Annotated in this window: 10 protein-coding genes; 5 read left to right on the forward strand and 5 right to left on the reverse strand. The window is 62.8% G+C overall.

Translation table 11 applies throughout. From position 1 onward, the window contains the following. Nucleotides 1-283 precede the first annotated feature (283 nt). From KVQ74_RS20620 to KVQ74_RS20630, 3 genes are read left to right on the forward strand one after another with little or no spacing between them, the layout of a single operon-like run. Nucleotides 284-1,879 (forward strand): ABC transporter permease, encoded by a 1,596-nt coding sequence (locus KVQ74_RS20620; protein WP_217833001.1) that lies wholly within the window; start codon nt 284-286, stop codon nt 1,877-1,879. Then, on the forward strand, nt 1,876-2,691 hold the full coding sequence (locus tag KVQ74_RS20625; RefSeq protein WP_217833002.1) for an ABC transporter ATP-binding protein: 816 nt from the start codon (nt 1,876-1,878) through the stop codon (nt 2,689-2,691). Before KVQ74_RS20620 ends, KVQ74_RS20625 begins: the two co-directional genes overlap by 4 nt. A gap of 16 nt (nt 2,692-2,707) precedes the next feature. Further along, entirely contained in the window at nt 2,708-4,318 is a 1,611-nt protein-coding gene (locus tag KVQ74_RS20630) for an arylsulfatase (protein WP_217833003.1), read from the forward strand. A 106-nt stretch (nt 4,319-4,424) separates the two neighbouring features. On the opposite strand, the gene KVQ74_RS20635 is transcribed toward KVQ74_RS20630, so the two are convergent. Next, nucleotides 4,425-5,498 (reverse strand): fatty acid desaturase, encoded by a 1,074-nt coding sequence (locus KVQ74_RS20635; RefSeq protein WP_217833004.1) that lies wholly within the window; start codon nt 5,496-5,498, stop codon nt 4,425-4,427. A gap of 100 nt (nt 5,499-5,598) precedes the next feature. Here KVQ74_RS20635 and KVQ74_RS20640 point away from each other — a divergent pair, with 100 nt between their 5' ends. Beyond that, nucleotides 5,599-6,603 carry an AraC family transcriptional regulator gene (locus KVQ74_RS20640; protein ID WP_217833005.1) on the forward strand — a complete coding sequence of 335 codons (1,005 nt, stop codon included), beginning with the start codon at nt 5,599-5,601 and terminating at the stop codon, nt 6,601-6,603. 18 nt (nt 6,604-6,621) lie between these two features. Here KVQ74_RS20640 and KVQ74_RS20645 read toward each other — a convergent pair whose 3' ends face one another. Then, on the reverse strand, nt 6,622-7,305 hold the full coding sequence (locus tag KVQ74_RS20645; RefSeq protein WP_217833006.1) for a Crp/Fnr family transcriptional regulator: 684 nt from the start codon (nt 7,303-7,305) through the stop codon (nt 6,622-6,624). An 85-nt stretch (nt 7,306-7,390) separates the two neighbouring features. Here KVQ74_RS20645 and KVQ74_RS20650 point away from each other — a divergent pair, with 85 nt between their 5' ends. Then, nucleotides 7,391-7,915, forward strand: coding sequence for an Mpo1 family 2-hydroxy fatty acid dioxygenase (locus KVQ74_RS20650; RefSeq protein WP_217833007.1), 525 nt, complete (start codon nt 7,391-7,393; stop codon nt 7,913-7,915). 45 nt (nt 7,916-7,960) lie between these two features. On the opposite strand, the gene KVQ74_RS20655 is transcribed toward KVQ74_RS20650, so the two are convergent. The 3 genes from KVQ74_RS20655 to KVQ74_RS20665 are packed head-to-tail and all read right to left on the reverse strand — an operon-like array spanning nt 7,961 to nt 12,047. After that, on the reverse strand, nt 7,961-10,171 hold the full coding sequence (locus KVQ74_RS20655; RefSeq protein WP_217833008.1) for a GMC family oxidoreductase: 2,211 nt from the start codon (nt 10,169-10,171) through the stop codon (nt 7,961-7,963). Then, nucleotides 10,168-10,683: a sorbitol dehydrogenase gene (locus KVQ74_RS20660; protein WP_217833009.1), complete on the reverse strand. Its 516-nt coding sequence runs from the start codon at nt 10,681-10,683 to the stop codon at nt 10,168-10,170. Before KVQ74_RS20660 ends, KVQ74_RS20655 begins: the two co-directional genes overlap by 4 nt. After that, a complete protein-coding gene (locus KVQ74_RS20665) occupies nt 10,680-12,047 on the reverse strand; it encodes a cytochrome C (RefSeq protein ID WP_217833010.1) in 1,368 nt (455 codons plus the stop codon). Before KVQ74_RS20665 ends, KVQ74_RS20660 begins: the two co-directional genes overlap by 4 nt. Nucleotides 12,048-12,053: the final 6 nt, after the last annotated feature.

The following is a 12,053-nucleotide window of genomic DNA, read 5'->3' on the forward strand; positions in this document are numbered from 1 at the left end:
GAGCCGAAAGTAGGCGGAATGTGCATCTGCGCTTAAATACTATAAATGCACATTTTTATAGCTTTTAACGCTAAGCGAGCGGCACCGGGACTTCCACAGCGATATGCATGGAGAGCATCGAAAATATTCTTCGAATGCATTGGATGCGTATCGGGCTGTAAGCCTTAAATGGTCTGGCTTATCTCCCAATAGTATTGATTTGAATTTTTATAGATCAATTCTGCATACACCGTTTCTGTCTCGTGGGAGCGGCTGCCATGCAACCCGACAACGGAGGTCACCCATGGCCCGAGAATCCTTGCTCCGCCTGCCACTCGCCGCCCCGCCGCTGAATCGACGGAGCTGGCCGACGTTGAGCCAGCGTCTGCTGCCGTGGCTGCTGCCCATCGCCCTGTTCGCTCTGTGGTGGCTCGCCGCGCGCCATCAATGGATGAGCGAGCAGATCCTGCCCGCGCCATCACTGGTGTGGAACAGCGCCGTCGAACTGTCCCGGGGCGAGATCTGGAGCCATTTGTGGATCAGCCTGCAACGGCTGTTCTGGGGACTGCTGGCGGGGATTACCGCCGGTGCCGTACTGGGCGCGACGCTGGGTTTCAGTCGACGTCTGGAGCGCTTGATCTTCCCGACCTTCGCCGGGCTGGCCCAAGTGCCGACGCTGGCATGGATTCCGCTGTTCATGGTGTTCTTCGGCATCGGCGAAGTGCTGAAACTGGTGGTGCTGGTCAAGGCGATCGTGGTGCCCGTCACCCTCCACACCCTGGTCGGCGTGCGCGATGCACAACCCAAATTGCGCGAAGCCGCCGCCGTGTTGCGCCTGCCGCCACGGCTGTTGATCCGGCGCCTGGTACTGCCCGCCGCCCTTCCGGCATTCATGGCCGGCGTACGCCTGGCCCTGGCCGCCGGCTGGACGTCGCTGCTGGCGGTGGAACTGCTGGCGTCGAGTGAAGGCATCGGTTTCCTGATGGTCTGGGCGCGGCAGTTGTTCATGCTCGACATCGTTTTCGTGTGCATTGTGCTGATCGGCGTGATCGGCGTGGCAATGGATCGCGGCATCGGTCTGCTGGACAGGAAACTGGTGTACTGGCCGCATCCGGCCACCGCTGAAATTCGTCGCGGCCCGCGCCATGAAGGCTGGCAGCGTCTGCAACCGTGGCTGTTGCCGCTGGCGCTGTTCGCGCTGTGGCAACTGGCGACCGATCAACAATGGGTCGACCCCAACATTCTGGTCAGTCCGCTGACGGTGCTGGAAACCACGTACCACGGACTGCTCGACGGCACCTTGATCAGCGCAATGGCCCTGAGTCTCGGCCGCACCCTTGGCGGCCTGCTGATCGGCGGCGGACTCGGCCTCACGCTGGGTCTGTTGCTCGGCCTGTCGCGCACCAGCGAACGCCTGCTCGGCCCGACTCTCGCGGCGCTGCGGCAGATCGCGATTTTCGCGTGGGTGCCGCTGCTCACTGCATGGTTCGGCCTCGGTGAACTGGCGAAATGGGTGTTCGTCGCCCTCGCCGCGTTTTTTCCGCTGTTTGTCGCCACCCAGCGCAGCGTCGCCAACCTGTCGCCACAACTCAACGAAGCCGCGCAGGTACTGCGCCTGAGCCTTGCTCAACGCCTGCGCCGCCTGGTGCTGCCGGGCGCCGCGCCGGGGATTTTCGCCGGCCTCAGGCTGAGCCTGATCTACGCCTGGCTCGGCACCATCGGCGCCGAATATTTCATGCCGTCCAACGGCGGCATCGGCAGCCAGATGATCGGCGCGCAACAACTGCTGCGCATGGACCTGATCATGGCCGGGATGCTCCTGGTCGGCCTCATCGGCGCCCTGCTCAACCTCATTGGCCAACGCCTGGAAATCCGCGCCACCCGCTGGAGACACGCATGAACGCACCGATTGTCAGCTTCACCCACGTAGGCAAATCCTTCGACGTCGACGGTTTCGAACTGGAGGCGATCCGCGAATTCAACCTCGACATCGCCGAGGGCGAATTCGTCGCCATCGTCGGTTCCAGCGGCTGCGGCAAATCCACCCTGCTGCGTCTGCTGGTGGGCCTCGACACGCAATTTCGCGGGCAGATCAGCGTCGACGGCAAAGCCGTCAGCGGCATCGGCGGCGAGCGCGGCATCGTGTTTCAGGAACACCGTTTGTTCCCGTGGCTGACAGTGGCCGACAACATCGGCCTGGGGCTGGTCAACGAGCCGCTGAGCGCCGCCGAAAAGCAGCAGCGGATCAACGATTTCATCGATCTGGTGGGCCTGCGCGACTTCGCCCGCGCCTATCCGCATCAACTTTCCGGCGGCATGGCGCAGCGGGTGGCGATCGCTCGCGGCCTGGTGGCGAGCCCGCGAATCCTATTGCTCGACGAGCCCTTCGGCGCCCTCGACGCCCTGACCCGCCAACAGATGCAGGACGAACTGCTGGCGATCCGTGACCGGGCCAGGATCACCACGATTCTGGTCACCCACGACGTCGAGGAAGCGATCTTCCTTGCCGACCGCGTGGTGGTGATGGAGCCGCGTCCGGGACGGATCAAGCAAGTGGTCGACATCGCCCTGCCCCATCCGCGCCAGCGCAGCAGTTTTGACTTCCATCAGTTGCGCGAGGAGCTGCTGCACGAACTGACCAGTGACGATCACTATCAACCGAACGAGCCCGCGCAGATCCGCGATCTGCCGCTGTCGTTCATCGCCTGCTGAACAGGAGCTCTCGCGAATGCCGCAACGTCCCAATTTCCTGGTGATCCTGGCCGACGATCTCGGTTTCTCCGACATCGGCGCTTTTGGCGGCGAGATCGCCACGCCGAACCTCGATGCGCTGGCCAGCAACGGCCTGCGCCTGACCGATTTCCACACCGCCCCGACGTGCTCACCGACCCGCTCGATGTTGCTCACCGGCACCGATCACCACATCGCCGGCATCGGCACCATGGCCGAAGCATTGACCCCGGAGCTGATCGGCAAACCGGGTTACGAGGGTTACCTCAACGACCGTGTCGTCGCTTTGCCAGAGCTGCTGCGCGAGGCCGGTTACCAGACGTTGATGAGCGGCAAATGGCACTTGGGCCTGACCGCTGAACTGGCGCCCCAGGCGCGCGGTTTCGAGCGTTCGTTCTCGCTGCTGCCGGGCGCGGCGAACCACTATGGTTTCGAGCCGACCTACGACGAACACACGCCGGGTCTGCTGAAGTCCACCCCGGCGCTGTACATCGAGGACGACACGTTTCTCGATGAATTGCCGAAGGATTTCTATTCCTCCGACGCCTTCGGCGACAAGTTGCTGCAATATCTCAAGGAGCGCGACCAGAGCCGGCCGTTCTTCGCCTACCTGCCGTTTTCCGCACCGCACTGGCCGTTGCAGGCGCCAGCGGATGTCGTCGCAAAATACCGTGGCCGCTACGACGCGGGGCCGGAAGTGCTGCGTCTGGAGCGCCTGGAAAAACTCAAGGCACTGGGGTTGATCGAGGCGGATGTCGAGCCGCATCCGCTGATCCGGTTGACCGCGCAATGGGACGCCCTGAGCGATGAACAGCGGCAGATCTCCGCGCGGGCGATGGAGGTCTACGCGGCGATGGTCGAGCGCATGGACTGGAACATCGGCCGGGTCGTCGACTATCTGCGCCAGCAGGGGCAACTCGACAACACCTTCATCCTGTTCATGTCCGACAACGGTGCCGAAGGTGCGCTGCTCGAAGCCTTTCCCAAGTTCGGCCCGGAGCTGCTGACCTATCTGAACCAGCATTACGACAACAGCCTCGACAACATCGGCCGTGGCAATTCCTACGTCTGGTACGGGCCGAGCTGGGCGCAGGTGGCGACCGCGCCGTCACGCCTGTTCAAGGCCTTCACCACCGAAGGCGGGATCCGCGTGCCGGCGCTGCTGCACTATCCGCAACTGCCGCTCAAGGGCCAGATCAGCCACGGCTTCGGCACGGTGATGGACATCACCCCGACCATCCTCGACCTGGCCGGCGTGCGTCATCCGGGCAAGCAATGGCGCGGCAAACCGGTGGCGCCGCTGCGGGGTAAATCCTGGCTGGGATTCCTGTCCGGCGAGACGCCGCAGGTGCATGACGAACACACCGTCACCGGTTGGGAATTGTTCGGTCGGCGGGCGATTCGGCAGGGGCAATGGAAAGCGGTGTACATCCCCGGACCGGTGGGGCCGGCGACGTGGCAGCTTTATGATTTGCGCAGTGATCCGGGGGAGATTCATGATCTGGCGCTGAGTCAGCCTGACAGACTCAGCACCTTGATCGGGCATTGGCAGCAGTATGTCGAAGAGACCGGGGTGATTTTGAGTGCCTCGCCGTTTCAGCCGGATTGAGGGTGCTTGAGAAACAGCTATCGCTGGCAGGTTGGCTCCCACATTTGGAATGCATTCCAAATGTGGGAGCTGGCCCTGCCAGCGATTAGGCCTTTGCAGTCAACCATCAAGCCCGGGCTGTACGCACCTCTTCACTCACCACGTCAGCCTGCCGAACAAACCGGTTCGCCCGCCCAAACGTCCCGAAATCATTGAACCGTACCCCCATCTCACGCATCACTTTATGCGCCACAGGCACGGTCATCTGGCGAATGTAGAACGGCTCCTTCACCACAAAATGGTGAATCCCGTGGCTGCTGCCGAAGTTGAAGCAGAACGCCTGCAGCGGCCACAACCACCAAGGGTTCAACACCTGGCATTGCTGCAGCACATTGCCCGGCTCGACATCGCCGTAGTAGTGCATGTTCGAACTGATGAAGTGCAGGCAGAACGTGCGCAGCACATTCGGGCCGATGATGACGACCGCCGCGATGTCGATCACCTGCATCACCGACAGCGTGGTCGCCGACCATTCGATCGACGAGCCCATCAGCCAGGCAACGCCATTGGCCCCATGGAAACCGAGGAACACGTACCACGCGCCCCAATGCAGCAGCGCCAGCGGCGCGTAGACCTTCAGCGAACGCTTGAGGATGTTGAGCTTGTGCGCCCAGGTCTTGGCCCGAAGCATGCGGATGAACGCCGACATCACGTTGTCCCCGACCATCAGCAAGCGTGCAAAACCCCAGGGCTCGCCGTTGGTGATCGCCCGTTCTTCCATGTCGGTCTCGGTGCCGGAAACCTTGTGGTGATTGAGGTGCAAGTGGCGGCGGATCCACGGATTGATCGTGCTTGGCCGCGCCAGCCACACCAGGCCCATCATCAGGTTGTGCGGCACGCGCTGCTTGCGGAAATACATGCTGTGGATCAGGTCGTGCTCCAGCTCATGGGTCAGCGAAGCGAAAAAGGCGTTGAGCAGCAGGCACGCCCACCACGCCATGTGGCCGCTGATGTACAGCGCCGCCGAACCGATCATCCCGGCCAGGGCAAAGGCCAGAATCCCCGCTCCGAGCGCGTCCTGGTGCTTGAGAATCGGGTAGCGCTCACGCAGTTCGACGCCTTTGGCCAGCACCACTTGGCGAATATGCGCTGATCGCTGGGCAGCATTGTGTCGCTGGGGACTTGCAGAAGTACGGTCCATGCTTCCATCCTCTGGTTATCGATGTTCGCATCCTGCCTTGCAAAGGTTCTGAACGCGGTAGCCGAGAACGCCAACCTGTTGACCGGAAGCGCCAATCAGCATGAAGGAACCCACTTCTCTCGCCAGCTGGACCCGTGCCCTGCGCAAGCAACTCGACGCGCTGGGGCTGGACAGCATCGCCCTCTGTCAGCAGGCCGGCCTCGATCCGCAATTGATGGACGACCCGAACGCACGCTATCCGCTGTCCGGCACCACCCGCCTGTGGCAGATCGCGGTGCAGGTCAGCGGCGATCCGGCCATCGGTTTGCGGGTGTCGCGGTTCGTCAGCCCGACCACGTTTCATGCGCTGGGTTACGCGCTGGTCGCCAGTGGTAGCCTGCGTGAGGTGTTCGAGCGGATCGTGCGTTATCACCCGGTCGTCAGCGATGCCCTCGAACTGGAACTGAGCCGCAACGATGACCGTTACCTGTTCCGCCTGAAAATCCCCTCCGGCAATCCCGCGCCAGCCTTTGAGGCCATCGATGCGTTCGCCGCGATCTACGTGCGCACCTGCCGCAATCGCCTGGGCCGCGACTACGCGCCGCTGGCGGTGTACCTGCGCCGCCCGGTGCCCGAGGATGATCACCCGTGGCACAAGGTCTTCCGCGCCCCGGTGCATTTTGGCGCCGCCGAGGATCGCCTGGAATTCGCCCTTGCCGACTTCGACAGCCACCTCGACGACGCCAACCCGGAACTGGCCGAACACAACGAGGCGGTACTCAAACGCACCCTGGCCCAACTCAAGCCACTGACCTGGGAGCGCAAGGTACGCGATGCGATCGAAGAACAACTGCCCGACGGCGAACCTTCAGCCGAACGGATCGCCGAAGCCCTGCACCTGAGCCTGCGCAGCCTGCAACGGCACCTGGCGGACGAAGGCTGCCGCTTCGACACGCTGCTCAACGAAAGCCGCGAGAACCTGGCGCTGCTGCACCTGCGTGATCCGCAATGCTCGCTGAGCGAAATCAGTTATCTGCTCGGGTTTGCCGACACCAGCAGCTTCAGTCGCGCGTTCAAGCGCTGGACGGGGATGACGCCGGGTCAGTTTCGGGATCAGTTGCGCTGACAGGTTTTGCATGATTGATCAAATGGTCGCCAACGCCCGCAATCGCTGCGCATCCAGAATCACGATCTCGCCGTAAGCCAGTCCGATAATCCCCTGCCCCTGCAGCTCCTTGAGAATCTGATTGGTGGTCTGGCGCGACAACGACAGCATCGACGCCAGTTGCTCCTGAGGCAGTTGCAGAACCCGGCGTGGTGGATCGAGTTCGCCGTAGCCTTCGGCGATCATCAGCAATCGGTGAGCGAGGCGGGCCGGGGCCGGCAGCAGGCTCAGTTGTTCGAGGTTGATGAAGGTCAGGCGTAGTTTGTGGCTCATCAGCAGCGCCAGGTGCCGCCAGTACACCGGCTGTTCCTCGAGCAGTTTGAGCAACGTGGACTGCGGGATATTGATGAGGGTGCACGGGCCGACGGCATAGGCGTCGTGGGTGCGGGGCTGGCCGTCGAACAGGCAGATTTCGCCGAACCAGTGCGGCGCTTCGACCAGGCTCAACAGCGCCTCCTTGCCCTGCTCGCTGACCGCGCCGATGCGCACCGCGCCATCCAGCACGGCGTACAGCCCGCAGGGCGGATCGCCGCGCTGAAACAGCCGCTGCCCCGCCGCCAGCCGCCGCTCGCGGGCGTTCGCCAGCAGACTATCCTGAAAGGACAACGGCAGATGACTGAACCATTGCCCGGTCATCAGGCGTTCGCGCCAGACCTTTTCCATGCACTCTCCTGAAGATTGTCGCCTGCCTGACAGAGCGAACCATAAACCCGGCGCATGATTCGATCACCCTACAGGAGGAACAACAATGAAAAGCCTCGTCGATCATTTGAGTCAATACGCCGCCTACCACCGTGACCCGCGCAACATCGCCAGCCACTTTATCGGCATTCCGCTGATTGTGGTGGCCGTGGCGGTGTTGTTGTCGCGCCCGGAAGGGTCGGTGGGCGGTTTGTGGTTATCGCCGGCGGTTGTGGTCGCACTGGCCTCGGCGTGGTTTTACCTGCGCCTGGAACTGCGGCTCGGGGTATTGATGACCGTGCTGATGGGGCTGTCGGTCTGGGCCGGGCACACGCTGGCGCAACAGAGCACCCTGGTCTGGCTGAGCAGCGGCCTGGGGATGTTCGTGATCGGTTGGGCGATCCAGTTTGTCGGCCATCACTACGAAGGGCGCAAACCGGCGTTCGTCGATGACCTCACCGGGCTGATCGTCGGCCCGCTGTTCGTGGTGGCGGAACTGGCGTTCATGCTCGGCATGCGCCACGAACTCAAACGCACCATTGAAGAGCGCGTCGGGCCGGTGATGCTTCGCGGGCACAGGACCGTCCATTGAGAGAACCGGGCGACGCGCATTCCAACGCACGTCGCCCGGCCTGTTTCACAACGCGCCGAAGGTCACCTGCACCGTCAGCGCCCCCTGATTGTCGGCAAGCCCGACACCGTAGCGTCCCTCCAGATCATCGTTGATGCACAGCTGCAACTCGCCTTGCTGGCCGGCAGGAATCTGCGCCAGATCACCGATCAGAAATGGCTGGCCGGAACTGCCGATCCGCCCGATCAACGCCCCTTCACTGGCCCCCGGCAAGGTGTAGCCGGGTTTGGCGATCAGTCCCGGACTGCCATTGCCATCGACCCTGCCGCCGGCCGGACTGGCAAACCACAGACCGCTGACATAACGCACCAGACGCGGACTCGGCCCGTTGATCTGCACCCCGGTGCCTTGCCACGGCTGATTGGCCTGGACCTGGACCGTCGCCGCTTTCAGATCATTGGCCAGGGTGTCGCCGGCCTGAATCGACAACGCGGCGATGGTCAGGCTCGGGTTCGACGTGCCGGTGCTGGGGAATACGCCATCGCCCACCAGGAACAGGTTTTTGTGATCCCAACTGCGCTGATCCTTGTCGACCACCGACTTGCCCGGGTCATCGCCCATGCGGTACGTGCCCATCAAGTGTCCGGCGCCCTGGAAGCTGTAATCCTCCCCCTTGTAGGTGAACAGCCCCGGCGGCAGCGGCTTGGTCAACTCGGTGGCGCCCAGCAGTTCGGTGATGATGTGGGTGGCGAGAATCTTCGCCTGCCGGAAGCCTTCCTTGGTGTAGTCGGACAAGTCGTAGTGGATCTCCGGCCGAGGGATGCCCAGCCGATCCTTGTACTGCGTCGACGGCACGATGTAGCAATCGGCATTGTCCGGATCGTCCTCCACCTGCTCCACCAGAAAGCCGATGCGGAATTGACGGATCAGCAGGTCGTTGAGCTTCTGCACCAGCGCCGTGCCGTACAGCACCTGCTGTGGCCCCGAGGCGGGAGGCAGCGGGTTGGTGGCGCTGTTGTTCGCGCCATCGATCAGGTCCGCGACGGTGACATACGGATCGCCCACCGGCCAGTTGAAGCCTTCATTGCCGATTTCGATCCGCCATGCCGCGCGCTGGCTACGGAATTTACCGTCGCGCAGGCTTTCGATGCCGGCCGTGGACACTGGCCCACGATACGGGAACACCTGCTTGCCTTCCGGCATCAGACCCCAGGCCAGATAAATCGGGTGATCAGACAGGCTGCGCCCGACCTGGCCACTGCTGTTCGCCACACCTTTGGGCCACGCCGGGCTGGCGGAGTTGAGCAGCAGTTTCGGTGTTTCAATGGCATGGGCGGCGATCACGTAACGCTGGCCGATCGCAACGCCGGTGCCGGTAGGCGGGCCATCGCCCAACTGATACTGGATGAACTCGATGCCGCTGATGGACTTGTCCGCCGCCACCGTGACCTTGCTCGCCACGGTTTTGTAGAGCACCCGCACATTGCCGGTGTTCAACGCATTGTTCAGGGTGACCGTGGCATCGTACTTGGCCTGGATCGGGCAGATCGGCGTGCAGTTGGTGTTGCCTGCGCACACCCGGCGGCCGGCGTACGGCTGCGAGTTGCGTCCCGCCGGTGTCGGGCTGACCACCAGCGGCAAACCGTCGAACGACTGCCCCTGCACCGCCGCGACAAAACTGCCGTCGACCAGCGACAACGGAATGCTGGTCATCGGGAATTGGTAGCCGGTGGGAAACGTCATGCCCAGATAGGCCTGATCGGCGACATTGGCCGCCACGCCGATTTCCGCTTCGGCACGGCAGTAGGCGCTTTGCAGATCGTTGTAGCTGATCGGCCAGTCCACCCCCACGCCGTACAGCGACTTCAGGCGAAAATCGTTGGGCACCATGCGCAGGCAGGTGGCTACCCAGTGCCAGGTGGTGCCGCCGCCGACCCGCTCATAGGTGCTGGTGAAGGCCAGCGGACCTTTCTGCACCAGATAACTGACCTCGGGGTTGTCCCAGCCGAGAATCAGATCGGCGATGGTGGCCCGGGGGGCGTTCTCCTTGGCCGGGTCCCGAGGCGTGTCCAGGGTACTGACCGGTGGATAAGGTGACTCCGGCGTCTTCAGGGTCGCGGTGTAGAAGCGCTCCAGATATTGATTGCGATTGGCCGGAACCTCAGGCCCCGACTCCAGCACCAGCACTTTCACCCCGGCCAGGCCCAACTGATAGGCAATGATGCTGCCTGCGAGGCCCGCGCCGACGATCACCACATCTGCTTGTTCGGTACTCATGACGACGCTCCCTGTTGTCCGCTGGCCGGAACCCCGGTGAAGTCTTCAAGGCTCGGCGGCTCGCTGTTCCAGTAACCGAAGAAAAACTCGCTGTAACCCATCGGATGGGCCTGGGCGATTTTCCATGCCCAACTGTTGGTGTAGGCCTGATCGGAGACCACGGTCTGATCGCCCGTTTTGGCGACCTTGTCCACGTCATAGGGCTGATACCAGACGCCCAGCAGCCAGAGCTTCATGATCGCGCGGGCGGCCTGGGCCGCTTGCGTGGTGGCCGGCTGCGTGCCGTTCATCAAAATGGCCTGGGCGATCTGATCCGGCGGCACCTTGTCCGCCGCCAGCGTCGCGTACTGGGTCAACAATCCCTGCAATACGCTGATGGTGATGCGTGGCCCGACGAAGGCCAGGAACTGGGTCGGCAGCCCGACCGGGTCGACCTGCGGCGCAATGAACGATTGCGGGATGCCGGTCAGGGCCGATGACAGACCGGCGAAATTGTCCAGATCGGTGCTCATGGCTGACTCCTTGTCGCGCCCGTGGATTGCGCGCGTTCGAGCAGGTAGGTGAAGTCCGCGAAGCTGGTGCGCGGCGACTCGGTGACATGGGTGGCGGCGTTGCCGTGACAGGCGATGCAGCTGGAGGACGCCTGCGGCACGGTGCCCTGGATGTAGGTTTCCAGGGTGGCGTTGGCGAGGAACGAAGGTGCCGGCCGGCCCAGCGGTTCGGTTTTGGAGATCTGGCACGGCGGCTGCGGCGTCAGCGTCGGCCACTGGGTGCTGATCAATTGATAGTTGGCCCACACGCTCTTCGGATTCACCGTGCGCAGCAGCGTCTGGTAAGTGCTGTTGAGGGTCTTGGTAGCAGCGGTCAGCGGTTCTTCACGAACGATCTGCGAAGGCGTGGCCTTCACCGCCGGGTTCCATGGCCGGGGCGGTGGCTGATTGACTTCGGCCTTGCTGCTGGCGTTGTAGAACAGGTACGGGCCTTTGCGTTCGGCCTCGGGCGTGGTTTTTTCCGGCACGTTATCGACGTGTTCGAAGGTCGACCAGACCCACTGCGGTGCGCTGCTGGTCTTGTGTACGATGTGCAGCCCCACCAGCCCGACCGGTTCGGCCTTGCAGGACTCCGGCACCACCGGCCCTTTGCTCGGGTCGCTGTTGCCCGGCGTGTAGACCAGCGCATCGACGGTGTGGAAGTTCTCGCGTTTGTCATTGCCGTCGAGGACTTTCCACGACGCCTTGACCATCAGCGAACCGACTTCACTGGTTTTCGGATCGCCGCAACTGAACGCCACGGTATTGCTCGAACTGGCCTTGAAAAACGCCTGTTGCCCCTCGACGCTGTACAGGCCGTTATTGACGATATCGTTGAACATCGGCTGGTTGACCACGATTTCGTTGCGCGTGTAGACGCCGGCCTGGTCCACCAGCGGTCCGCTCTGGAAAGGCTGGATAAATTCGTCGAGGACATCCGGCACCTTGCCCATCTGTTGCAGAAGGCGCCCTTCTCCGAGCCCCTCGCACGCCTTGGGAACATTTGCCGACGCGCTCCAGGACGCCGGTTTCTGGCCGTTGGGCAGGAAGATCTGATAACTCTCTTTCCAGCTTTCCCAGACCGTCGCGGCGTCCTGCTGGCCGATCTGGGTGCCGCTGTTCGGATCGCCGTTATCCAGCGCCGGCCAGTTCAGCGCGATGAACGTCTGCCATGACATTTCATCGAAGTTCTGTTGCAGGCTGGTCAGGGAAAACGGTGGTGTGGCCGTGACATCGAAGGGTATTTGCATGGACAGCGTGGGGTCGGCATAGGCCAGGGGACTGAGGATTGCGCCAAACAACGCACACCCCAGCCACGGCCGGTGCCTGTGGACTTCCATTCTCATCGTTAT

The sequence above is a fragment of the Pseudomonas botevensis genome (assembly GCF_019145475.1).
Lineage (GTDB): Bacteria > Pseudomonadota > Gammaproteobacteria > Pseudomonadales > Pseudomonadaceae > Aquipseudomonas > Aquipseudomonas botevensis.

What these genes read in the sequence shown, in the direction of transcription:
- KVQ74_RS20625 (WP_217833002.1), top strand. Translation starts at nt 1,876, where the DNA reads ATGAACGCACCGATTGTCAGCTTCACCCACGTAGGCAAATCCTTCGAC.
- KVQ74_RS20640 (WP_217833005.1), top strand. Translation starts at nt 5,599, where the DNA reads ATGAAGGAACCCACTTCTCTCGCCAGCTGGACCCGTGCCCTGCGCAAG.
- KVQ74_RS20630 (WP_217833003.1), top strand. Translation starts at nt 2,708, where the DNA reads ATGCCGCAACGTCCCAATTTCCTGGTGATCCTGGCCGACGATCTCGGT.
- KVQ74_RS20635 (WP_217833004.1), bottom strand. Translation starts at nt 5,498, where the DNA reads ATGGACCGTACTTCTGCAAGTCCCCAGCGACACAATGCTGCCCAGCGA.
- KVQ74_RS20660 (WP_217833009.1), bottom strand. Translation starts at nt 10,683, where the DNA reads ATGAGCACCGATCTGGACAATTTCGCCGGTCTGTCATCGGCCCTGACC.
- KVQ74_RS20665 (WP_217833010.1), bottom strand. Translation starts at nt 12,047, where the DNA reads ATGAGAATGGAAGTCCACAGGCACCGGCCGTGGCTGGGGTGTGCGTTG.
- KVQ74_RS20655 (WP_217833008.1), bottom strand. Translation starts at nt 10,171, where the DNA reads ATGAGTACCGAACAAGCAGATGTGGTGATCGTCGGCGCGGGCCTCGCA.
- KVQ74_RS20620 (WP_217833001.1), top strand. Translation starts at nt 284, where the DNA reads ATGGCCCGAGAATCCTTGCTCCGCCTGCCACTCGCCGCCCCGCCGCTG.
- KVQ74_RS20645 (WP_217833006.1), bottom strand. Translation starts at nt 7,305, where the DNA reads ATGGAAAAGGTCTGGCGCGAACGCCTGATGACCGGGCAATGGTTCAGT.
- KVQ74_RS20650 (WP_217833007.1), top strand. Translation starts at nt 7,391, where the DNA reads ATGAAAAGCCTCGTCGATCATTTGAGTCAATACGCCGCCTACCACCGT.